This is a genomic window from Delftia sp. Cs1-4 (assembly GCF_000214395.1).
In the GTDB taxonomy this organism is placed as follows: domain Bacteria; phylum Pseudomonadota; class Gammaproteobacteria; order Burkholderiales; family Burkholderiaceae_C; genus Comamonas; species Comamonas acidovorans.
Window position 1 is genome coordinate 2,736,904 of the sequence record NC_015563.1, and the last position, 20,277, is coordinate 2,757,180.

The 20,277-nt window shown below is 65.1% G+C and carries 23 protein-coding genes; 13 read left to right on the forward strand and 10 right to left on the reverse strand.

Annotated features, from left to right (window positions below):
- Positions 1–73: 73 nt before the first annotated feature.
- The gene (ppk2, locus tag DELCS14_RS12010) at positions 74–994 is read right to left on the reverse strand and encodes a polyphosphate kinase 2 (protein ID WP_013801844.1); all 921 of its coding nucleotides are present in this window, start codon (positions 992–994) and stop codon (positions 74–76) included.
- Positions 995–1,108: 114 nt separating this feature from the next.
- Positions 1,109–2,083 carry a magnesium/cobalt transporter CorA gene (corA, locus tag DELCS14_RS12015; protein WP_012206223.1) on the reverse strand — a complete coding sequence of 325 codons (975 nt, stop codon included), beginning with the start codon at positions 2,081–2,083 and terminating at the stop codon, positions 1,109–1,111.
- Between the two features lie 182 nt (positions 2,084–2,265).
- Here corA and DELCS14_RS12020 point away from each other — a divergent pair, with 182 nt between their 5' ends.
- Complete coding sequence (locus tag DELCS14_RS12020) at positions 2,266–3,159, forward strand: amino acid ABC transporter substrate-binding protein (RefSeq protein ID WP_013801845.1); 894 nt, start codon at positions 2,266–2,268, stop codon at positions 3,157–3,159.
- Positions 3,160–3,190: 31 nt separating this feature from the next.
- On the opposite strand, the gene DELCS14_RS12025 is transcribed toward DELCS14_RS12020, so the two are convergent.
- From DELCS14_RS12025 to DELCS14_RS12050, 6 genes are all read right to left on the reverse strand, one after another.
- Complete coding sequence (locus DELCS14_RS12025) at positions 3,191–4,558, reverse strand: LLM class flavin-dependent oxidoreductase (RefSeq protein WP_013801846.1); 1,368 nt, start codon at positions 4,556–4,558, stop codon at positions 3,191–3,193.
- 47 nt (positions 4,559–4,605) lie between these two features.
- A complete protein-coding gene (locus DELCS14_RS12030) occupies positions 4,606–5,331 on the reverse strand; it encodes an ABC transporter ATP-binding protein (protein WP_013801847.1) in 726 nt (241 codons plus the stop codon).
- The gene (locus tag DELCS14_RS12035; RefSeq protein ID WP_013801848.1) at positions 5,328–6,191 is read right to left on the reverse strand and encodes an ABC transporter permease; all 864 of its coding nucleotides are present in this window, start codon (positions 6,189–6,191) and stop codon (positions 5,328–5,330) included. Before DELCS14_RS12035 ends, DELCS14_RS12030 begins: the two co-directional genes overlap by 4 nt.
- A 19-nt stretch (positions 6,192–6,210) precedes the next feature.
- Entirely contained in the window at positions 6,211–7,203 is a 993-nt protein-coding gene (locus tag DELCS14_RS12040) for an ABC transporter substrate-binding protein (protein WP_013801849.1), read from the reverse strand.
- A 112-nt stretch (positions 7,204–7,315) separates the two neighbouring features.
- Positions 7,316–7,621: an NIPSNAP family protein gene (locus DELCS14_RS12045; RefSeq protein WP_012206218.1), complete on the reverse strand. Its 306-nt coding sequence runs from the start codon at positions 7,619–7,621 to the stop codon at positions 7,316–7,318.
- A gap of 26 nt (positions 7,622–7,647) precedes the next feature.
- On the reverse strand, positions 7,648–9,204 hold the full coding sequence (locus DELCS14_RS12050) for a methyl-accepting chemotaxis protein (protein ID WP_013801850.1): 1,557 nt from the start codon (positions 9,202–9,204) through the stop codon (positions 7,648–7,650).
- A 206-nt stretch (positions 9,205–9,410) separates the two neighbouring features.
- Between DELCS14_RS12050 and DELCS14_RS12055 the strand changes: the two genes are divergently transcribed.
- Entirely contained in the window at positions 9,411–9,674 is a 264-nt protein-coding gene (locus DELCS14_RS12055) for a VF530 family protein (RefSeq protein WP_013801851.1), read from the forward strand.
- 103 nt (positions 9,675–9,777) lie between these two features.
- Positions 9,778–10,278, forward strand: a complete 501-nt coding sequence (locus DELCS14_RS12060; protein WP_157158261.1) for a hypothetical protein — start codon at positions 9,778–9,780, stop codon at positions 10,276–10,278.
- A gap of 35 nt (positions 10,279–10,313) precedes the next feature.
- Here the strand turns inward: DELCS14_RS12060 and DELCS14_RS12065 are convergent, their stop codons facing one another.
- Positions 10,314–11,015, reverse strand: coding sequence for a pentapeptide repeat-containing protein (locus tag DELCS14_RS12065; protein ID WP_013801853.1), 702 nt, complete (start codon positions 11,013–11,015; stop codon positions 10,314–10,316).
- 450 nt (positions 11,016–11,465) lie between these two features.
- On the opposite strand from DELCS14_RS12065, the gene DELCS14_RS12070 reads away from it, so the two are divergent.
- The 6 genes from DELCS14_RS12070 to DELCS14_RS12095 are packed head-to-tail and all read left to right on the forward strand — an operon-like array spanning position 11,466 to position 16,988.
- On the forward strand, positions 11,466–12,308 hold the full coding sequence (locus tag DELCS14_RS12070) for an STAS domain-containing protein (protein WP_013801854.1): 843 nt from the start codon (positions 11,466–11,468) through the stop codon (positions 12,306–12,308).
- A 7-nt stretch (positions 12,309–12,315) separates the two neighbouring features.
- Complete coding sequence (locus DELCS14_RS12075; RefSeq protein WP_012206213.1) at positions 12,316–12,690, forward strand: STAS domain-containing protein; 375 nt, start codon at positions 12,316–12,318, stop codon at positions 12,688–12,690.
- Positions 12,680–13,084, forward strand: a complete 405-nt coding sequence (locus DELCS14_RS12080) for an anti-sigma regulatory factor (RefSeq protein WP_013801855.1) — start codon at positions 12,680–12,682, stop codon at positions 13,082–13,084. Before DELCS14_RS12075 ends, DELCS14_RS12080 begins: the two co-directional genes overlap by 11 nt.
- 47 nt (positions 13,085–13,131) lie before the next feature.
- The gene (locus DELCS14_RS12085; protein WP_228676878.1) at positions 13,132–14,124 is read left to right on the forward strand and encodes an ATP-binding protein; all 993 of its coding nucleotides are present in this window, start codon (positions 13,132–13,134) and stop codon (positions 14,122–14,124) included.
- Positions 14,121–14,981, forward strand: coding sequence for an ATP-binding protein (locus DELCS14_RS12090; RefSeq protein WP_013801857.1), 861 nt, complete (start codon positions 14,121–14,123; stop codon positions 14,979–14,981). Before DELCS14_RS12085 ends, DELCS14_RS12090 begins: the two co-directional genes overlap by 4 nt.
- A gap of 45 nt (positions 14,982–15,026) precedes the next feature.
- The gene (locus DELCS14_RS12095; RefSeq protein ID WP_013801858.1) at positions 15,027–16,988 is read left to right on the forward strand and encodes a response regulator; all 1,962 of its coding nucleotides are present in this window, start codon (positions 15,027–15,029) and stop codon (positions 16,986–16,988) included.
- Here DELCS14_RS12095 and DELCS14_RS12100 read toward each other — a convergent pair.
- Complete coding sequence (locus DELCS14_RS12100; protein ID WP_013801859.1) at positions 16,960–17,856, reverse strand: LysR family transcriptional regulator; 897 nt, start codon at positions 17,854–17,856, stop codon at positions 16,960–16,962. The genes DELCS14_RS12095 and DELCS14_RS12100 overlap by 29 nt on opposite strands.
- Before the next feature lie 140 nt (positions 17,857–17,996).
- On the opposite strand from DELCS14_RS12100, the gene DELCS14_RS12105 reads away from it, so the two are divergent.
- The 4 genes from DELCS14_RS12105 to DELCS14_RS12120 all read left to right on the forward strand — a co-directional run bounded on the left by DELCS14_RS12105 (position 17,997) and on the right by DELCS14_RS12120 (position 20,271).
- Positions 17,997–18,992, forward strand: a complete 996-nt coding sequence (locus DELCS14_RS12105; protein WP_013801860.1) for an NAD(P)H-quinone oxidoreductase — start codon at positions 17,997–17,999, stop codon at positions 18,990–18,992.
- 166 nt (positions 18,993–19,158) lie between these two features.
- Positions 19,159–19,464: an antibiotic biosynthesis monooxygenase gene (locus DELCS14_RS12110; RefSeq protein WP_043796709.1), complete on the forward strand. Its 306-nt coding sequence runs from the start codon at positions 19,159–19,161 to the stop codon at positions 19,462–19,464.
- A gap of 217 nt (positions 19,465–19,681) precedes the next feature.
- Complete coding sequence (locus DELCS14_RS12115; RefSeq protein WP_013801862.1) at positions 19,682–19,966, forward strand: type II toxin-antitoxin system ParD family antitoxin; 285 nt, start codon at positions 19,682–19,684, stop codon at positions 19,964–19,966.
- Positions 19,963–20,271 carry a type II toxin-antitoxin system RelE/ParE family toxin gene (locus DELCS14_RS12120; protein ID WP_013801863.1) on the forward strand — a complete coding sequence of 103 codons (309 nt, stop codon included), beginning with the start codon at positions 19,963–19,965 and terminating at the stop codon, positions 20,269–20,271. The genes DELCS14_RS12115 and DELCS14_RS12120 overlap by 4 nt, the downstream gene beginning before the upstream one ends.
- Positions 20,272–20,277 lie beyond the last annotated feature (6 nt).

The window sequence follows — 20,277 nt, forward strand, 5'->3', positions numbered from 1 at the left end:
GCACCGAGGGTGTCGTCCCCCTCCCCCGCAAAGCGGGTAGAGAGGGGGAAGGCGCGAAGCGCCTCAGGGGGTGTCAGTACTTGTCCGGAACGTACATGTGCTGGGGAACGGGGTTGCGTGTGTATTCGGGATTGCGCGTGCGCTCTGGCAGCACGATGGCCGGGTGCTCTATCTCTTCATAGGGCAGCTGCGTCAGCAGGTGGGAGATGCAGTTGAGCCGGGCCTTCTTCTTGTCCACGGCCTGCACCAGCCACCAGGGCGCCTCGGCGATGTGGGTGCGCTCCAGCATGGCTTCCTTGGCCTTGGTGTAGTCCTCCCAGCGGCGGCGGCTCTCGAAGTCCATGGGACTGAGCTTCCACTGCTTGAGCGGGTCGTGCACGCGGCCCAGAAAGCGCAGGTGCTGCTCGTCGTCGGTGATGGAGAACCAGTACTTCACCAGCGTGATGCCCGAGCGCACCAGCATCTTCTCGAACTCGGGCACGGAGCGGAAGAACTCCTCGTACTCCTCGTCGGAGCAAAAGCCCATCACGCGTTCCACGCCCGCGCGGTTGTACCAGCTGCGGTCAAAGAGAACGATCTCGCCACCCGCGGGCAGGTGGGAGACATAGCGCTGGAAATACCACTGCGTGCGCTCGCGGTCGTTGGGCGCGGGCAGGGCGGCCACGCGGCATACGCGCGGGTTCAGGCGCTGGGTGATGCGCTTGATCACGCCGCCCTTGCCGGCCGCATCGCGGCCCTCGAAGAGAATGACCACCTTTTTCCTGTGGTGCTGCACCCAGTCCTGCAGCTTGACCAGCTCGCCCTGCAGGCGCAGCAGCTCGCGAAAGTAGGTCTGGCGGCTCACGGAGTCGGCACCGTCCAGATCGTCGCCACCGCTGCCCAGGCGGGCGTCGTCTATCTCCATCTCCAGTTCTTCGTCGTAGCTGTCGAGCAGATCGCGTTCGATGCGCTGCATCAGCGAATCATGGTGGTCGGGCAGAAGTTCGTCGTACATGGTGGGGAATCCGGGCGTCCAGGAGTTGGCGCCTGGGATGGTGGCGTGGATGTGTGACGCGGCTGTGACGGTGCGGCTGGGTGAATACCCTGGCACCGCTCGCCTTCCCGCCGCCTACAGCCACCCCGCCTTGCGGAACTTGTAGTAAAGCAGGCCGCAAACACCCAGCACGAACAGCAGTGCGGCCGGATAGCCGTATTGCCACTTCAGTTCGGGCATGTTCTCGAAGTTCATTCCCCAGACGCCGAAGAAGGCCGTGCAGATGGCGAAGATACTGGCCCAGGCTGCCAGCCGCTTGGTGACTTCGTTTTCCTCGATGGACACCATGGACAGGTTCACCTGGATGGCCGTGCCCACGGTGTCGCGCATGGTGTCGATCTGGGCGTTGATGCGGCCCAGGTGATCCATCACGTCGCGGAAGTAGTCCCTGGAGCCCACGCAGATCTGGGGGACGCGCCCGCCGTTGAGCTTGCCCACGGCTTCCAGCAGGGGGGCCACGGCGTGCTTGAGGTCCATGGCGCGGCCCTTGAGTTCATACAGCTGCTTGATGTTGTCGCGCGCCGCGCCCTTGGTGAAGATCTGCTGCTCGATCTGCTCCAGCTCCACCTCCAGCGCGTCGATGATGGGAAAGTAGCGGTCCACCACCGCATCCATCAGCGCATACAGCACAAAGCCCGAGCCGTGGCGCAGCAGCTCCGGCTCGCTCTCGCAGCGCTCGCGCACGCCCAGGAAACCGCGCTTGCTGCGATTGCGCACCGACAGCACGTAGTTGGAGCCCACGAAGACATCGACCTCGCCGTGGTTGAAGTGACCGGGCCGCTCGGGCTCGGGCTCCAGCAGGTGCATCACGGCAAACAGCGAGCTGCCGTACTCCTCCAGCTTGGGCCGCTGGTGACCGTGCAGCGCATCCTCCACGGCCAGGGCATGCAGGCCGAACTCCTGGCGCATCTCCTCCAGCTCGGCCGGCGTGGCGTCCGCCAGCGCCACCCAGACGAAGCAGCCGGGCCGCTCTATGTAGTTGCTGATGTCGGCGACGGGAATGTCCGCCAGCTTGGCCCCGTTTTCGTAGGCGACGCAGTTGATCAGCATGGGAGTTCCCTCGGTAATTCTGGTGCTGGTGATCCTGCCATAACGGGGGAGGGGGAAAAGCCAGAGGCCAAGGTGCCGGCAAAACCGCCAGCAGCCCAGGTTTGCACATCTGGTAACAATACGTGTATAACCTGTCACGACACTGCTGGGCGCCGCCCAGCGCCTGCGATCCAAGGACTTCGATGATCTTTCGCCAGTGGGGAATTGCGTTGGGTGCGTTGGGCCTGTCGGCCTTGAGCGGTGTATCTGCAGCCGGTGTGCTGGACAAGGTCCAGGCCGGTGGCGCGCTGGTGATTGCGCACCGGGAATCGTCGGTCCCCTTCTCCTACATCGACACGCGCAGCGGCAAGCCCGTCGGTTACGCGCTGGATCTGTGCCTTCGCCTGGCCGAGGCGGTGCGCAAGCAGACAGGCAGGAAGGACATGAAGGTGGAGTTCCTGATGGTCACGCCCGCCAATCGCATGGCCGTGATCGAGCAGGGCAAGGCCGACATGGAGTGCGGTTCGACCACGAACAACGCGCAGCGGCGCCAGACCGTGGCGTTCACGGTCCCCCATTTCATCACCGGCGCCCGGATGCTCGTGAAGGCCGAAAGCACCATCAACGCGATGGAGGATCTCAAGGGCAAAAAGCTGGTTTCCACCAAGGGCACCAGCCCGATGGCCCTGGTGACGCAGGCCAACAGGCAGCGCCTCATGGGCATCACCATTGTGGAGGCCCCCGATCACGCGAGGGCCCTGGAGATGGTGGAGAAGGGCGAAGCCGACGCGTTCGTGATGGATGACGTGCTTCTCAACGGGCTGGCCGCTGCACGGCCCGATCCACGCGCCCTGAAGGTGGTGGGCAAGTTCCTGTCCACCGAACCCCTGGCCATCATGCTGCCGAAGGCAGATACCGCGTTCAAGAAACTGGTCGATGAAGAGATGAAGCGGATCATCACCAGCCGCGAAATCCATCCCATCTACGAGAAGTGGTTCCTGCAGCCGATTCCACCCAGCTCCACGAATCTGAACCTGCCGATCAGCTACCTGCTGCGCGACTTCTGGAAGTACCCCACGGCGGACATTCTGCTGTAGGCCTGTCTGTGCAGCCGCAGCGCCGCATCGGTCAAGCCGCCAGCGCTTGCTCCCTTGGGCGCGCGGCTGGGGCATCACCTGCCCCCGTCCCCGCCAGCTCCCCCAGCCCGAAATGCCCGCGCAGCGTGCGGCTTTCGTATTCCTCGCGGAACAGGCCGCGCTTGCGCAGGATCGGCACGACTTCGCTGGTGAACAGCTCGAATTGCTGGTTGAGTATGGGCGGCATGACGTTGAAGCCGTCGGCTGCGCCGTGCCTGAACCAGTCTTCGATGATGTCGGCCACCTGTTCGGGCGTGCCGGCCACGGCCAGGTGGCCGCGGGCGCCGGCCAGGCGCTTGAGCAGGCCGCGCAGGGTGAGGCCGTCGCGCAGGCTGGTTTCCACATAGCCCACGGCGCGGCTGCGCGAGGCTTCGACCTTGTCGGGATCGGGGAAGTCGTCGCGCGTGAGCAGGCGGTCCAGCGGCACGGCCGAGAAGTCGTGGCCGCCAAAGCGTGCTGACAGGCGGGCCAGGCCGACCTCGATGCTGGTCAGGCTGTCGAGCTCTTCCCAGACCTGGCGCGCCTCGTATTCGGTGGAGCCGATGGCGGCGCTGATGCCGGGCAGGATCACGATGTCCTGCGGGCGGCGGCCAAGCTGCTGCGCCTGTCCCTTGATGTCGGCATAGAAGGCCTGGGCTGATTCCCGCGCGCCGTGGGCCGTGAAGATGGCCTCGGCCCATTGCGCGGCAAAGGCGCGGCCCGATTCGGACTGGCCGGCCTGCACGAAGACGGGCCGGCCCTGCGGGCTGCCGGGCACGTTGAGCGGGCCGCGCGTGCGTATGTATTTGCCCTCGAAGTGGATGGGCCGGATCTGCGATGCGTCGAGGAACTGGCCGGCCGCCGTGTCGTCCAGCAGGGCGCTGGCCGGAAAGCTGCGCCACAGCCCATCGACGGCGGACACGAATTCCTCGGCGATGCGGTAGCGGTCGCCGTGGTCCACGTTGTCGGCCAGTCCGAAGTTCAGGCCCGCGTTGGGCGCCCAGGAAGTGACGATATTCCAGCCCGCCCGCCCCTTGGACAGATGGTCCAGCGAGGCGAACTGGCGCGCCAGCGTATAGGCATGGCTGTAGGTGGTGGAGGCGGTGCCGATCAGGCCGATGCGCTCGGTGCGCAGCGCCAGTGCCGTCAGCAGCACCAGCGGGTCCAGCAGGCCCGAGGTGATCTGCTGGCCGTTCTCGGGCCCGACCAGGCTGTCGGCCAGGAAGACGGCGTCGAATTTGGCGGCCTCGGCGATGCGTGCGGCATCGACGTACAGCTCCAGGTCGGTGAGCGCCTTGCGGTTGGCGCCGGGATGGCGCCAGGCGCCTTCATGGTGGCCGCGCGTCATGAGGAACAGGTTCAGGTGCAGTTGCCGAGACATGGGAGCAGTCCTTTGTTGTGTGGGTTGTTTCGCGGGCGGGGCCGGCGTCAGGCGATCTCTGTCTCGACGCCCAGGCTGCGCAGCAAGGTGGCGCGCAGCTGCATGAAGGCAGGATGGTCGGGGCGGCGGGGATGGGGCAGGTCCACGGCGTGGTCCTCGGCGATGCGGCCGTCCCTGAGCACCAGGATGCGGTCGGCCAGCAGCAGGGATTCGTCCACGTCGTGTGTGACGAGGATGACCGTGGGCCGTATGCGCTCGACCAGGCGCAGCAGCAGGCCGTGCATGCGCATGCGCGTGAGCGCGTCCAGCGCGCCGAAGGGCTCGTCGGCCAGCAGCACGTGCGGGTCGCGCAGCAGGCTGCGGGCCAGCGATGCGCGCTGCTTCTGGCCGCCCGACAGCGTGGCGGGCCAGGCGCCAGCCTTGTCCTGCAGGCCCACGTCGTGCAGGATTTGCCGTGCTGCGGGCAGCACGGCGCGGGCGTCCAGACCCAGCGTGAGGTTGTCCAGCACCGACAGCCAGGGCAGCAGACGCGCGTCCTGGAACAGCACGGAGACGTTGCCCTGCGCACTGGCCGCGCCGCTGGACTGCGCATGGCCGTCCAGCCCGGCGAGCGCGCGCAGCAAGGTGGTCTTGCCCGAGCCGGACTCGCCCAGCAGGGCCACGAACTGGCCCGGGGCAATGTCCAGGTCGATGGCGTCCAGCACGTTCTTGCCGCCGAAGCTGCGCGTGAAGCGCTGCAGCCGCACGGCGCCCGGGGTGGGGTGATGGCTCATGATCCCAGCGACCTCCGGTAGGACAGCACGTGCGCCTCGATGCGGCGCACCACGGCGTCGGACAGCAGGCCCAGCAGGGCGTAGATGAGGATGCCCACCACGATCACATCGGTCTGCCCCCAGTCGCGGGCGCGGTTCATGAGGTAGCCGATGCCGGTCTGCGTGTTGATCAGCTCCAGCACCACCAGCGCCGTCCAGCACAGCGACACGGCAATGCGCAGGCCCACGAAGAAGCCCGGCAGCGCCCCTGGCAGCGCCACCTTGCGGATGAATTCGGCGCGCGACAGGCCCAGGGTCTGGGCCAGCTCCACATGGCCGATATCGATGCCGCGCAGGGCCGCGTGGGTGTTGATGTAGACGGGCACCAGCACGGCCGTGAAGATCAGAAAGATCTTCATGGACTCGCCAATGCCCAGCCAGATGATGGCCAGGGGAATCAGCGCCAGCGTGGGCACGGCGCGCTTGATCTGCACCAGGCCGTCGAGCAGGGCCTCGCCCGTGCGCGTCAGGCCCGAGGCCAGGGCCAGCAGCACGCCAGCCACCACGCCCAGCAGCAACCCGCTGTAGGCACGGCCTGCCGATGCCAGCAGGTGGGGCAGCAGGCTGCCGTCGGCCACCATGCCGTAGCCGGCGACCAGGGCCTGCGAGGGCGCGGTCAGCGTCTCGGGCGACAGCCAGCCCAGGCGCGAGGCCGCCTCCCACAGCACCAGTAGCAGGCCGGGACCCACCAGCAGCGCGCCCTGCGACAGGCGCGCGGGCACGAGTTGCACGGCGGCCCGGGTGGCGGGCGCGGATTGAGCGGTGGCTGCGGTGGCCGGTGCCAGACCGGCCGCGTTGATGTCCAGTTGCGCTTGCGTCATCGTGTGTTTTCTGGCCGGTTCATCGGTTGGCCACGATCACGCGGTCGTAGGTGGACACGAAGGAGCCTGCCGCATCCAGCCGCTGCGGCAGGCTGCCGGCGACGTGCAGGATGTCGATCAGCTTCTGGTGGTGGGGCTGCGCCTCGGCGGCCGTCTGGAACAGCAGATCGGACTGCGATGCCAGGATGGCCGCCGTGCTCTCCGCATCGATGCGCTGGAACTGCGTGTAGTAGTGGCGGCCCCATTCCTGCTCGTGGCCATTGCTCCACTTGCCTGCGCGCACGAAGGCGCCCAGGAAATCGACGATGGCCTGGGACTTGGCCGGGTCGGCCAGCACGTCGGGCCGTGCGTAGATGTACGAGGTGGCGGGCAGCAGCGCGCGCTCCTGCGGATCGGGCACGGGCCGCGCGCCGATCTGCTTGCCCAGGCGCGTGACATGGGGCTCCATGAGCACGGCCACGTCCACCGCCTTGGCGCGCAGCGCGTCGTTGAGTTCGGCCACGCGCAGGTTGACCAGCTTCACGTCGGCCAGCGTCAGGCCCGCGCGTGTCAATGCCTCGATCAGGAAGACCTGGCGGCCCGAGCCTTCCACATAGCTCAGGCGCTTGCCGCGCAGGTCGGCCAGGCGCTCTATGCCTGCATCGGCACGCTGCACCAGCCGGTACTGGGCGCGCTCGCGCGTGAAGGTGGCGATGATGGGCAGCTGCACACCGGCGGCGCGCGCCTGGATGGGCGGCGTGTCGCCCACATAGGCAATGTCCAGCGCGCCTGCGCGTATGGCCTCGAAGATGGCCGGGCCGCCCGCGAAGTTGGGCAGCTCCAGCTGAAAGCCCAGGCGCTTGCGCTCACCGCTGGCATCCAGCAGGTGGCGCAGCAGCTCGCTCTGGTCGGCGACGACCAATCGGGTCCGGGGATCCGCCGCAGCCCGCGCGGCGGTGGTGGAAGCCAGGGCGGCAGCGGCCAGCAGAGAAGGGCCGGCCAGCAGGAAACGACGCTTGTTCACGCGCTCCATCCTCAAAAGATTGCAATGGGATGGATGCTAGTTAGCGTGCTTCAGTTGTGAAAATACCGATTCCGTATTTGCAAACGCGCGCCACGCACATGGGCGTGGCGCGGGGGGAGGTTCAGCCGAACACCGGGCGCATGAAGCTGCGCTCGTAGCTCAGGATGCAGCGCGTGTCCTCCGCGTAGCGGAAGGCGGCCTGGCATTCGGGGTCCTGCATGGACTTGATGCGGTACTCCTCGTACAGCGCCATGCTGGGGAAGCTGAACATGGCCAGCGCCACATTGTTGGCGCCTTCGGACGGCAGGAAGTAGCCGTGGTGCTTGCCGCCGAATTTCTCGACCAGCGGAATCCAGGTCTTGCCGTACTCCTCGAATTCCTTGGCCTTGAACGGGTCGATGATGTAGCGCAGGTAGCAGGTGATCATGTCTGAAAAGAGAAAGGAAGCGAAGCCTAGAGTTTGAACGATGCCGTCAGGCGGGAGAGCTTCTCCGACTCCTGCTGCAGCACCTGCGTGGCGGCCGAGGACTGCTCCACCAGTGCGGCGTTCTGTTGGGTCACGCGGTCCATGTCGGTCACGGCATGGCCCACCTGCTCGATGCCGCTGCTTTGCTCGCGGCTGGCCGAGGCGATCTCGGTCACGATGCCTGTGATGTTGCGCACCGTGGTGACCACTTCGCGCATGGTCTGCCCGGCCTGGTCCACCAGGGTGGCGCCGGCATCCACACGCTCCACCGAGGCCTGGATCAGCGTCTTGATCTCGCGCGCGGCCGAGGCGCTGCGCTGCGCCAGGGTGCGCACCTCGCCCGCCACGACCGCGAAGCCGCGCCCCTGGTCGCCAGCGCGCGCAGCCTCCACGGCCGCGTTCAGCGCGAGGATGTTGGTCTGGAAGGCGATGCCGTCGATCACGCCGATGATGTCCACCACGCGGCGCGACGAGGTATTGATCTCGCCCATCGTGCTCACCACCTGGTCCACCACGGTGCCGCCGCGCTCGGCCACCGCGCAGGCGCCCGAGGCGATCTGGCTTGCCTGCTGCGCGTTTTCCGCGTTCTGGTGCACGGTGGCGGTCAACTGCTCCATGGACGCCGCCGTTTCCTCCAGCGAGCTGGCCTGCTGCTCCGTGCGCTGCGACAGGTCCAGGCTGCCCGTGGCAATCTCGCCGGCCGAGCGGTGGATGATGCCCGCCGTGTCATGGATGCGCGTCACCAGTTGGCGAAGCTGCTCGCTCATGCGCTGCACCGCCGCGATCACGCTGCCTTCCGGTGCGTGCGATGCCCCCTCCAGCCCGGTTTGCGACAGATCCCCGGCGGCGATGCGGTTGGCGATCGCTGCCGCCACGGCCGGCTCTCCGCCGATGGCATGGAGCACGCTGCGCGTGGCCATCCAGGCAATCAACGACAGCAGTGCGCCCAGCACCGCCAGCGCCGCCACCGACTTGATGATGGTGGCGATGAAGGCCTGCTGGATGTCGTCCACATAGTCACCCGCGATCAGGTCCCAGTTCCAGGAGGTGGATCGCTTGGCATAGGCCAGCTTCTCGCTGGGCTCCTTCGCGCCGGGACGGGGCCACCAGTAGGTGAGATAGCCGTTGCCCTGGGCAGAAGCGCCCACGGCGGCAATGCTGCGGTAGAGGTAGCTGCCCTTGGCGTCCTGGAAGCCGGCCATGTTCTTGCCGTTGATGCCCGGGCTTGCGGGGTTGTTCAGCACCACGGAATCCGTCGTGATGCTGGTGATGTAGCCCGCACCACCGGCATAGCGCAGCTGCCCCACGCGGGCAACGGCCGTGGCCTTGGCGTCTTCTTCAGGCAGCTTGCCGGCCTTGGCCTCTGCCGCAATGGCAGCAATCAGGCTGTCTGCCGAATCGACAAAGTCCCGCAGCGCCTGCTGCCGGGCCTCATAGGCCTTGCTTCGTGCCTGGTAGGCGTTGAACAGGGTCAGCGCAAGCAGCGCCAGCAGGCAGAAAACCAGCGGAGCCAGCAGTTTCTGGCGAAGGGACAGGGCAGGCATGGAAGCGGGTTCGAAGAAGAGGCAGGGACGCCGTGAATGCTACAGAAACTTCTTCTTTGGTTTCATGTGTTTACAAATTTTTCCGCGCTCGCACAGTGCCGGCGCGGCCCCGTTTCTGCGGGACCTGTCCTGCCGCTGCCAACTTCGGCACCAGCGCGTGCACCGCACTGCCAGGCTCGCGGTCCATCACAAGGGAGAATCACCCCATGCAAGAAACTCCGCCCCCCGCCGCCCAGCCCCGCAATCCGCTGCACGGCGTCACGCTCGAAGCCATCGTCCGTGCCCTGGAGGCCCGCTATGGCTGGCCCGCCCTGGCACGGCAGGTTCCGGTGCGCTGCTTCACGCTGGACCCCAGCGTCAGCTCCAGCCTCAAATTCCTGCGCAAGACGCCCTGGGCGCGCGAGAAGGTGGAAGCGCTCTATCTGGACATGCTGCGCAAGGACAGGCGCAGGCCCGCTTCCACAGACTGAAGGCGCAAGCCGGACGCCACCGGACAAGATGTCCAGTGCGCAGGCACAGGCTGTGCCTATCATCGGCACCGTCTCCGATCCCGCAACCCTTTCAGACACCACCATGACCCAGAGCCAGAACCCTGTCGCCGTGATTGCCTCCGCCATGAAGACGCACGGCATCGTGCCTGCGGATTTCGACATCGCCTCCATCGAGGACGAGTACGCCTTGATGGCGGCACTGCGCCAGCACACCAAGGCCGCCCAGGTCAAATTGTTCGATGGCGGCATTGGCGAAGACAACGAGGCCGACGAAGACTACGTGGCCCTGCTCAAGCGCTTCGCCAAGGCTTGCGGTGGCGCCATCGGCTATGAGGGCATCGAATCCGGCATGGAGGGCGACACCGTCACGCTGCGTTTCCAATCGGGCGGCGAGGAGCACAGCTGGTCCTTCGAGCAGGACGGTGACCGCGTCAGCGAGGAGTTTCTGGACTTCATCATTGACCACTCCAAGTCCTGCACGGCGGGGGAGTTCATCAATCTGCTCGACGAGAACTCGCTGCTGACAGGCTTTGTGCCCAAAGACATCTCCAGGTTGCTGTACGAGCACGACATCGTTTACTGAGTGCGGATGGCGGTGGCGGCGCGCCCGCCTCGACTTCACATCACGCGCACGCCCAGCCCGCCCACCAGCTCGGCAGCCTGCTCATGCGAGATCAGGCTGCCCTTGAAATGCTGGCTGAGCGAGGCAATCGTCAAGCCGCGCAAGTCCGCGGAGCGCAGGTCCGCGCCATCGAACCGGGCATTCTTGAGATGGGCATCGCGCAGGCTTGCCTTGTGGAAAACGGCATCGCGGAAGTCGCAGCCGGCCAGGTCGGCATCGCTGAAGTTCAGGCCTTCCAGCGTTTTCTTGCGGAAGGACATGCCGCGCAGATCGGCACCAATCAGCAGGGACTCATGAAAATCAATGCCCAGGGTTTGCGCACCGCCAAACCTGGCGCCGGTCAGCTTGACTTCAAGAAAGCGTGCTGAGGCCAGCTTGGCCAATTCCCAGTTGGTGTTGTTCAGGTCGCTCTGGCAAAACAGGGCATCCGTCAGGTTGGCCAGCCGAAAATCGGCGCGTCCCGCCTTGCAATGCAGCCAGCGGGTGCCGGCCAGTTGGCAGCTTTCAAAGCAGGTGTCGGCAAAACTGCACTCCACAAATTGCGCGCCCTGCAAATCGAGTTGATAGAGATTCAATCCATCGAATTCGCATTGCTCGAAACCAAGGCCATCAGAGGCTTCTTGTTTCAATAGCTCCGACAAACGGTCCTCATCAAAAATCTGATTGACGATGGTTTTTGTGGAAGGCGTGGTTTGCATGGTCAATATCAGGCATGGCGTATTTCATAAAGGCTGGGCAGTGTATGGCCTTGCCGCGCGCAGGTGTGAAATGCCCTTGGAATTTTCCAAGGGCATGCATTGCGCAGTTTGACGGATGAAAAAACCTGTGAGCACACGGGTTGCGGGCTGCTTCCGGTGCCGGTTCCGCCCTCCAGGAAGGGCGGAGCCGGCGTGCCCACGTCCCCCGTGGCTGCGTACCGGGAGCTTGCTGACCTGGGGCTTGCTGACCAGGTGGCGGCTTGGCGGACATGCATCTGTCGAAAAACCCTTACAGGAAGATGCCATTTGATATTACAAAATGTGTCTCTCGTGGCGAGGGTGCCAGTAAATAATCTGCAGAAAACATGGTTGGCACGCCAGCTGTATTTTCACCAATGCAGTTCCCTGGCAGCCTCAACGAATAATTTATTTGAAATCCAGCAAATATCTATGACCGGAATTATCCAGCAAACACTCCAAAATGATATTGATGCCTTGATCCATGATTGGATGGCCCAGGCCAGCGTGGGTGATTCCACGCTTGGAAAGAATGCTGAAAAAGAAGCGCGCGGGATTATCAACGCCATTGTGGGCGCCTTCGCCTCCGGCGCCGATCCGCAAAGATTTTCGGACGAGGGCTGGAATCCCGCGCGGCGCCTGCTGGCCGAGCTGTCCCGCACCCGCGCCGCCCAGGGCCAGCGTGCCGGTGAGACCAGCCAGTTCATCCTGTCGCTGAAAAAGCCGCTGTTCGAGCACATCCAGCGCGGGCTGTCGGGCGATCCTGCAGCGGCCATCCAGGAAATCTGGAAGGCCACCGTGCTGGTGGACAACATGGCCCAGCACACGGTCAGCAGCTTCCAGCAGGCACGCGAGGAGATCATCATCCGCCAGCAGGAAGAATTGCTGGAGCTGTCCACCCCCGTCGTCAAGCTGTGGGAGGGGGTGTTGGCCATTCCGCTGATCGGCACGCTGGACAGCAACCGCACCCAGGTGGTGATGGAGTCCTTGCTGCAAAGCCTGGTGTCGACCGAGTCGGAGCTGGCCATCATCGACATCACCGGCGTGCCCACGGTGGACACGCTGGTGGCCCAGCACCTGCTGCGCACCGTGACGGCCATTCGCCTGATGGGCGCGGAATGCATCATCAGCGGCATCCGGCCCCAGATTGCCCAGACCATCGTGCACCTGGGCATCGACATGCGCGACATCACCACCAAGGCCACGCTGGCCGAGGCGCTCAAGCTGGCCATGGGCAAGACCGGCTGGCGCATCACCCGCCAGACACAGGAGTGAGCCATCCATGGACCGCATTCCAATCCTGCGCATGGGCGATGTGTTGCTGGTTTCCATCCAGATCGACATGCAGGACCAGACGGCGCTGGCGCTCCAGGACGACCTGGCCGAGCGCATCGCGAGCACGGGCGCCAGCGGCGTCATGATCGATATCTCGGCGCTGGAGGTGGTGGACTCCTTCGTCGGGCGCATGCTGGTGACCATCTCGGGCATTGCCCGCATCCTGTCTGCTGCCACCGTCGTGGTGGGCATGCAGCCTGCCGTTGCAATCACCCTGGTGGAGTTGGGCCTGTCCCTTGGCGGGGTCAGGACGGCGATGACCGTCGAGAGGGGAATGGCCCTTTTGCGGGCTCAGCAGTCGGGAGCCACCCTTGGAACATGATCGCAGCGGCCAAATGCCGTTACAAAACGAGCAGCAGATTGTCGCCACGCGCCAAACGGTGCGCTCGCTTTGCCAGATGCTGAAGTTCTCGCTGGTCGATCAGACAAAGATGATTACCGCTGCAAGCGAGCTGTCCCGCAATACGCTGATTCATGGAAAAGGTGGCCACATGAACTGGGCCATCATCGACGTCAATGGAAAACAGGCCTTGCAATTGATTTTTGAAGACACAGGGCCCGGAATCAAGGATCTGAAAATGGCCATGACCGATGGCTTCACCACCGGCACGGGAATGGGCCTGGGCCTGCCGGGAAGCAAGCGGCTGGTGAATGATTTCAAGATAGAAACCGAGCTGGGCCAGGGCACACGAGTGAGTATCACCAAGTGGAAGTAATCCGGGGCTGGACCCATCGTTCATTTCCAATAGGCGATGCGAGCCGTGTGGGTGAGGTCAGGCGCCATGTGGTTGCACTGGCCTCCGACATGGGCTGGGGCGACGAGGACATGGGCCGTTCTGCGCTGGTGGCGACCGAGCTGGCCACCAACCTGGTGCGGCATGCCCGGGATGCTGAAATCTGGATAGCCGCGCGGCCGCTCCTGCATGACATCGAAATCATCTGTGTCGACCGCGGCCCGGGCATCGAGGACATTGCCACCGCCATGCAGGACGGGGTGAGCACCGGCTCGGGCTCGCCGGGCACGGGCCTGGGGGCCATCTCCAGGGTGGCCGACGACTTCTTTGTCGTCTCCGAAGCCACCGGCACGGTGAGCCTGGCGCGGCTGCGCGAAGGCCGCAGGGCGCCGTCGGCACTGTCGCTGCGCATGGGCGCCGTTTGCCTGGCCGTGGCGCCCGAGACCATCAGCGGCGACGCCTGGGCGGTCAGGTCGGGCGCGGGGCTGGCCGAGGTGCTGGTGGTCGATGGCCTGGGCCATGGGCCGCTGGCGGGTGAGGCGGCACGTGCGGCGGTCGATGTCTTTGCATCGCAGAACGGGAACGTGAACGAGAACCGGAACGGCGGTGCCGATGCCGCCATGCCGCTGGACGAGTTCGTGGCCCAGGCCCATGCAGCGCTGCGCGGCACGCGCGGGGCGGCCCTGTTGGCGGTGCGCTTCGGCGCACAGGCCGTGCACAGCTGCGGTGCGGGAAACATCAGTGGCAGGCTTTTCAATGGCGTGGCCAGCCTTTCCCTGAGCAGCCAGCACGGCACGGCAGGTGTACAGATCTCGCGGCCCAGGGTGGCCGACTGCTCCAGCCTTGACCATGGCGTTCTGGTGCTGCACTCCGACGGCGTGTCTGCCCGCTGGAAGCATGAGGACTATGCGGGCCTGCTGGGCAGGGATCCCGGCCTGCTGGCCGCCTGCCTTCTCTGGCACAACACCCGCAGCAGGGATGACGCCACCGTGGTCGTCCTCAAGGCCGAGGAAGGGCAATGAACGAAGACGATCTCAAAGCTGAACTGGAACTGTGCCGCGCCGAGGTCAGGTCCTTGCGCGAGGAGCTGGACGAGACCAATCGCGGCGTGGTCGCGCTCTACGGCGAGCTGGATGTGCAGGCCGAGAAGCTGCGCAAGGCCACCGAACTCAAGAGCCATTTCCTCTCCTACATGAGCCATGAGTTCCGCACGCCCATAGGCGCCATCCGCAGCAATGCGCGCCTGCTGCTGGACCATGTGGATGGACCGCTCACCACCGAGCAGACCCGGCAGGTCGGCTTCATCCAGGAAACCGCCGCCGAGTTTTCCGAGATGGTCAACGACCTGCTCGACCTGGCCAAGATCGAGGCGGGCCGCCTGGAAATCTCGCCGGGCTGGTTCGAGATGATGGATTTGTTTGCCGCCTTGCGCGGCATGTTCAAGGCCATGGCGGACAACGTGGAGTTGAGCCTGGTGTTCGAAGAGCCCGGTGATCTGCCGCGCTTCTACACCGACAACCGCAAGCTCTCGCAGATCCTCAGAAACTTCATCTCCAATGCACTGAAATTCACGCCGCAGGGTGAGATCAAGGTGTCGGCAGAACTGGTGGGGGACATGCTGGTGAAATTCTCGGTGGCGGATACCGGCATAGGCATCGCCTCGGAATTCCACGACGCGATTTTCAATGACTTCACCCAGGTCGATTCACCCATCCAGAAGCGCCTGCGGGGCACGGGCCTGGGCCTGGCCCTGTCCAAGCAGCTGGCACAGCTTCTGGGGGGCTGGGTGGAGGTGCAAAGCGCCCTGGGCGAAGGCTCGACCTTTTCCGTGATCGTTCCCGCGCATCTTCCGGTCGATACCAAGGATCTGAAGGCCTGATACGGCCAAGCCGGTCTTCATCCCATCAAAAACAACAGGAACATCATGCCCAAGAACACGACTGGAATGATTCTTCCCTCATTCGACCGAAGCCTGCACACCATTCTTGTCGTTGACGACAACCCTGCCACGCGCTACTCCACGGCACGGGTCATCAGGGCGGCGGGATTCCAGACGGTCGAGGCGGAAACCGGGGAAAAGGCCATTGCCCTGTCGGAGACCGGCGTGGCAGCCGTGGTGCTGGATGTGCACTTGCCCGATATCTCGGGCTTTGACGTATGCCGCACCATCCGCGGTGCGCGGCATACCAGCCTGATTCCCGTGGTGCACCTGTCGGCCGAGTATGTGCAAAGCAACCACCAGGTGGCGGGCCTCAACGCCGGGGCCGACGCCTACATGGTGCACCCCGTGGAGCCGCAGCTGCTGATCGCCACGCTGCATGCCCTGATCCGCGCACGCCTGGCGGAAGACGGGCTGCGCCGCAGCGAGTCACGCTTTCGCGCCATCTATGACCAGGCGCCGGCGGCCATGATGCTGGTCAGCGCCGACGGTCTGATCAGCGATGCCAACTCCCAGGCGCAGGCACTGCTGCAGCGCGGCATTGACGACCTGGCGGGCAAGCCGCTGATCGGCTTTGTTCCGCAGGCCGTTCGGGAAAAAGCTGCGCAGCAATTGACCGAAGACCCCGAAAAGTCCTGGCGCGGCGAGTTCCCCATCCTCCCGGCAGACGGGCAGGAGCGCCTGATCTCCTGGAAGTTCTCCGATCCCATCGAGCCCGGCATCCGCCTGGCTGTGGCCCAGGACCTGACGGAGTCGCTGGAGTTCGAGAGGCAGCGCCAGCAGATGCTGGAGCAGGAGCAGGCGGCGCGCGTGGCCGCAGAGCGCATCAGCCGCACCAAGGATGATTTTGTCGCTGTGCTCTCGCATGAACTGCGCACCCCGCTGTCCCTGCTCAACGGGGGCACGCATTTGCTCAAGCGCGCCAACCTCAGCGAGGCCATGCTCAAGAAGGGCATAGACGCCATCGAGAAAGGCGTGAAGGCACAAAGCCGCATCATTGCGGACATTCTGGATATCTCGCGCCTGACGACGGGAAAACTCAATCTGCACCGCGAGGAGGTCAATGTCTGCTCATTGGCCGTGCAAAGCCTGGAGCCGTTGCGCGACAACGCCGCCGACAAGAACATTACCCTGCAGTTCGAGGCGCCGTCCGATGACATCATGGCGTGGATCGATGTCACGCGATTCCAGCAAATCCTGTGGAACCTGGTCTCCAACGCCATCAAGTTCTCCAATGCGCGCAGCGTGGTGAAGGTGGGCCTTGAAATCAGTGACGAAAGCCTGGTGATGAGCGTGGCGGACGAGGGCGTGGGCATCGCGCCTGAATTTCTTCCCCATGTCTTCGAGCGCTTCTCGCAGGCCTCGGCCCCCGCCACCCGTGGGCATTCCGGCCTGGGATTGGGGCTGTCCATCGTCAAGCACCTGGTGGAGCTGCATGGGGGCACCGTGCGTGCCCACAGCGAAGGCGTGGGCCTTGGCGTCACCATGCGGGTGGAGATTCCGCTGCATGAGGCAAGCGCCTCCCAGGCCGACCCGATGAATGCGCATCTTGAAAATGGCGAATCCCTGGAAGGCAAGGACATCGTCATCGTTGAAGACAATGCGGACACCAGCGAAATGCTGAAAGTGGTGCTGACCGACCAGGGCGCCACCGTCAGGAGTGCCGAGAACTTCGACCAGGCCATGGCCCTGGTCCAGGCGCAGTGGCCCAGCCTCATCGTCAGCGACATAGGGCTGCCGGGAAAGGACGGGTTCCAGCTGGTCAAGGCCCTGCGCGAAGCGGAGGCCGCGCACTTTGGCGGAACAAGACAGGTGAAGATCGTGGCGCTCAGCGCCTTCGCCCGGGAGCAAGACCGCACCCAGGCGCTGCAGGCGGGCTTTGACCACTATCTGGAAAAGCCGCTGCAGCCGCACCTCCTCATCCGGGTGCTGCTGGAGCAGGGCTGATCGTCTGGCCCAGCGCCTGGGCCAGGAACTCGGCCGTGACGCGCACCCGGGTCGTGCGCTGCAGGTCGGGGTGCATGACCTGCCAGACCTCGTAGTCGTCCGAGCGCTGGCGCTGGGGCCAGATGCGCAGCAGGCCTTCGCGCTCGCCCATGCTCACGGGCATTTCGCCCAGGCCGATGCCGGCCGCCACGGCCTTGCGCACCAGCAGGCTGGAGTTGGCGGCCATGGCAATCCGGGCCTGGCGCGCGGGCACATCGACCATGGTGGGAACGGGCCGCTGTTCCAGAAAGGGGCCATAGACCACGAGGTGGTGGCCGCGCAATTCGTCCTCTGCCGACGGCTGGCCAAAGCGCGCCACATAGGCTGCGCTCGCAAACAGTCCCACGGGCCAGGCGACCACGCGGCGCACCACCAGCTCGGGTGCCTCGGGGCGAACGTTGCGAAACGCGATATCGGCCTGGCGGCGGCCCAGGTTCAGCATGTGCGTGGATACCTCCAGATCGACGCGGATGCCGGGCCAGCGCTGCTGCAGGCGCTCTATGGCGGGCAGCAGGAATTCGGTGGCGATCGAGTCGGTGCTGGTCACGCGCACCAGGCCGGCCGGGCTGTCGTCCAGCCCCTCGATGCGCGTGCGCAGGTCCAGCGCCGCGCCTTCCATGCGCCGCGCGGCGCCCAGCGCGGCCTCGCCAGCGGCGGTGAGCAGGTAGCCATCCCTGGCGCGCAAAAACAGCTTGCTGCCCAGCTCGGCCTCCAGCGCGTTCAGGCGGCGGCCCACGGTGGCCTGGTCCACGCCCAGGCTGCGCGCGGCGGCGCGCAGGGAGGGCGTGCGCGTCAGCGCGAGGAAGATGCGGGTGTCATCCCAGTTCATGGCGTTTTCGGTGATGCAGATTTGCAGCACTGTAGAGCGAAATCGCTGCGTTTGAGCGGCTTGGAGCAGTCGTAAGCTTTGGGTATCGGACCTTCAACCCTTTTTTGAATACTCATTGCGCAATGAAAGACAGCACAAGCATGCAAGCCATTGTTTTCGACGACTTCGGCGGCCCCGAAGTGCTCGTGGCCCGCGACGTGGCCCGGCCCGAAGTCCGGCCCCATGACCTTCTGGTGCGCAACGCCGCGATTGGCGTGAACCGTGCCGATGTATCCCACCGCAAGGGCGCCTATGGCCGCGCCCACTTTGGCGAATCCGACCTCATGGGCCTGGAGATCGCCGGCACCGTGGTGGAGGTGGGCGCGCAGGTGCAGGGCTTTGCCGTGGGCGACCGCGTCATGGGCATCGTGGGCGGCGGCGCCTATGCCGAGCTGTCGCGCATCGACCACCGCATGGCCATGCATGTGCCCGAGAGCCTGTCGCTGACCGACGCCGGCGCGGTGGCCGAAGTCTTCGTCACAGCGCATGAGGCGCTGTTCCACCTGGCCAGCCTGCAGCCCGGCGAATCGGTGCTGATCCACGCGGCGGGCAGCGGCGTGGGCTCGGCGGCCGTGCAACTGGCGCATGCGGCCGGCGCGCGCGTGTTTGCCACGGCCAGCGGCGACAAGCGGGACGCCGTCACGGGCCTTGGCGCCGACGTGTTCATCGACTACCGCAGCGAAGACTTCCAGGCCGTGGTGGCCGACAGGACGGGCGGCAAGGGCGTGGATGTGGTGGTCGATTTCATTGGCGCCCCCTACCTGGAGCGCAATATGCGCTCGCTGGGCATGGGCGGGCGCATGGTCTGCGTGGGCCTGCTGGGCGGCGCGCTGGCGGCGGCCGTGCCCATGGATGTGCTGCTGTACAAGCACCTGCGGATCTTCGGGACGGTGATGAAGTCGCGCCCGCCCGAAGTCAAGCAGGCCATGGTCCAGCGCTTCGCCCAGCGCTGGCTGCCCGCGCTGGCGGCCGGCACCATCCGCCCGGTGATCGACAGCACCTACCCGCTGGCCGAGGCCGCGCAGGCGCACCGGCGCATGGAATCGGGCCAGAGCGTGGGCAAGCTGCTGCTGATCCCCGAGCAGGCCGGACAGTAAGGCGCCTGCCCGGGGCGCGCATCCCCTGGGCAGGAATCCTCAAGTTCTGCAATATTCCAAGTCTCCGGATGCGCGCAGCCCCTGCGCGCATCCAGTCTCTCAACCAGGAGCGATGCCCCCGGCCGCCTCCCGCGCCGACATCGAGCCGCCTCTCCAGGAGATAACCGTGATTGTTGAAATTGCCGAACTGAGGGTCGATCCCGCCAGGCACGAGGAATTCGGCCAGGCCCTGACCCAGGCCGTGGCCGAGGTGCTGTCCAAGGCCGGTGGATACCGTGGGCACAGCATTCTTGCCTGCATGGAAACGCCCGGCCGCTACGTGCTGCAGGTGAACTGGGAGACCCTGGAAGACCACACCGTGGGCTTTCGCGAGTCACCCGCCTTCGCGCAGTGGCGCGCCATCATCGGCCCATACTTTGCGCAGGCACCGCATGTGGAGCATTTCGTGGTGAGGGATGCGCGGGCGACCTGACCCTGGCATCTGCGGCCGCGCCGCCCGCCCTTCGTGGGTGTGGCGGGCGTTGCGGGCGTGGCGGGCGCTGGGGGCGGGCTTGCATTCGCCTCATCCTCTTGCATACGCAGCGTTTCAGGGCTGGTATGGCACGTCGGCAGCAATGTATTGATTTGATAACTGTTGATAAATGCGCTAGGCTTTGTTGCAGTTTCAAATCCCACGAGGAGGGCGCAGCATGATTTCTGCAGATTTGGGCAAGCAACTCGAAGGCTATGTCCAGCAGCTTGTCGACACCGGGCGGTATGGATCCAAGAGCGAAGTGTTGCGTGAGGGGGTTCGGCTGGTGCAGGACAGGGAAACCAGGCTGACTGCGCTCGACGCGTCCATCAGGCGCGGATTGGCTGACGCGGACGCGGGGCGCACAAAGCCAGCTGGCGCTGTGTTCGACAGACTGGAAGCCAAATACCGCGCAATGGCCGAACAGGCCGAACAGGCCGAAAAGAACAACCAGTCCGCATGATTGTTGAATTCACGGGCAATGCGGAATGCGACCTGGAGCACATCGCTGACTACATAGCTCAGGACAATCCGCGCCGCGCACTGTCATTCGTGCAGGAGTTGCGTGACAAGTGCGAAGCCCTGGCACGCAGGCCATTCGCTTTTCCGCTGGTACCCCGGTATGAAGGCCACGGCATTCGTCGGCGCGTGCATGGCAACTATCTGATCTTCTACCGCGTGGCCGAGCAAGAAGAGCGGACCATCATTCTTCACATCCTGCACGGCGCAATGGACTACGCCGCTGTTTTGTTCGAAGAGGGTGAGTAGTAGTAG

What these genes read in the sequence shown, in the direction of transcription:
- DELCS14_RS12030 (WP_013801847.1), bottom strand. Translation starts at nt 5,331, where the DNA reads ATGAGCCATCACCCCACCCCGGGCGCCGTGCGGCTGCAGCGCTTCACG.
- DELCS14_RS12075 (WP_012206213.1), top strand. Translation starts at nt 12,316, where the DNA reads ATGGACCGCATTCCAATCCTGCGCATGGGCGATGTGTTGCTGGTTTCC.
- DELCS14_RS12040 (WP_013801849.1), bottom strand. Translation starts at nt 7,203, where the DNA reads ATGGAGCGCGTGAACAAGCGTCGTTTCCTGCTGGCCGGCCCTTCTCTG.
- corA (WP_012206223.1), bottom strand. Translation starts at nt 2,083, where the DNA reads ATGCTGATCAACTGCGTCGCCTACGAAAACGGGGCCAAGCTGGCGGAC.
- DELCS14_RS12045 (WP_012206218.1), bottom strand. Translation starts at nt 7,621, where the DNA reads ATGATCACCTGCTACCTGCGCTACATCATCGACCCGTTCAAGGCCAAG.
- DELCS14_RS12055 (WP_013801851.1), top strand. Translation starts at nt 9,411, where the DNA reads ATGCAAGAAACTCCGCCCCCCGCCGCCCAGCCCCGCAATCCGCTGCAC.
- DELCS14_RS12025 (WP_013801846.1), bottom strand. Translation starts at nt 4,558, where the DNA reads ATGTCTCGGCAACTGCACCTGAACCTGTTCCTCATGACGCGCGGCCAC.
- DELCS14_RS12050 (WP_013801850.1), bottom strand. Translation starts at nt 9,204, where the DNA reads ATGCCTGCCCTGTCCCTTCGCCAGAAACTGCTGGCTCCGCTGGTTTTC.
- DELCS14_RS12020 (WP_013801845.1), top strand. Translation starts at nt 2,266, where the DNA reads ATGATCTTTCGCCAGTGGGGAATTGCGTTGGGTGCGTTGGGCCTGTCG.
- DELCS14_RS12105 (WP_013801860.1), top strand. Translation starts at nt 17,997, where the DNA reads ATGCAAGCCATTGTTTTCGACGACTTCGGCGGCCCCGAAGTGCTCGTG.
- DELCS14_RS12070 (WP_013801854.1), top strand. Translation starts at nt 11,466, where the DNA reads ATGACCGGAATTATCCAGCAAACACTCCAAAATGATATTGATGCCTTG.
- DELCS14_RS12095 (WP_013801858.1), top strand. Translation starts at nt 15,027, where the DNA reads ATGCCCAAGAACACGACTGGAATGATTCTTCCCTCATTCGACCGAAGC.
- DELCS14_RS12120 (WP_013801863.1), top strand. Translation starts at nt 19,963, where the DNA reads ATGATTGTTGAATTCACGGGCAATGCGGAATGCGACCTGGAGCACATC.
- DELCS14_RS12100 (WP_013801859.1), bottom strand. Translation starts at nt 17,856, where the DNA reads ATGAACTGGGATGACACCCGCATCTTCCTCGCGCTGACGCGCACGCCC.
- DELCS14_RS12115 (WP_013801862.1), top strand. Translation starts at nt 19,682, where the DNA reads ATGATTTCTGCAGATTTGGGCAAGCAACTCGAAGGCTATGTCCAGCAG.
- ppk2 (WP_013801844.1), bottom strand. Translation starts at nt 994, where the DNA reads ATGTACGACGAACTTCTGCCCGACCACCATGATTCGCTGATGCAGCGC.
- DELCS14_RS12060 (WP_157158261.1), top strand. Translation starts at nt 9,778, where the DNA reads ATGACCCAGAGCCAGAACCCTGTCGCCGTGATTGCCTCCGCCATGAAG.
- DELCS14_RS12035 (WP_013801848.1), bottom strand. Translation starts at nt 6,191, where the DNA reads ATGACGCAAGCGCAACTGGACATCAACGCGGCCGGTCTGGCACCGGCC.
- DELCS14_RS12065 (WP_013801853.1), bottom strand. Translation starts at nt 11,015, where the DNA reads ATGCAAACCACGCCTTCCACAAAAACCATCGTCAATCAGATTTTTGAT.
- DELCS14_RS12090 (WP_013801857.1), top strand. Translation starts at nt 14,121, where the DNA reads ATGAACGAAGACGATCTCAAAGCTGAACTGGAACTGTGCCGCGCCGAG.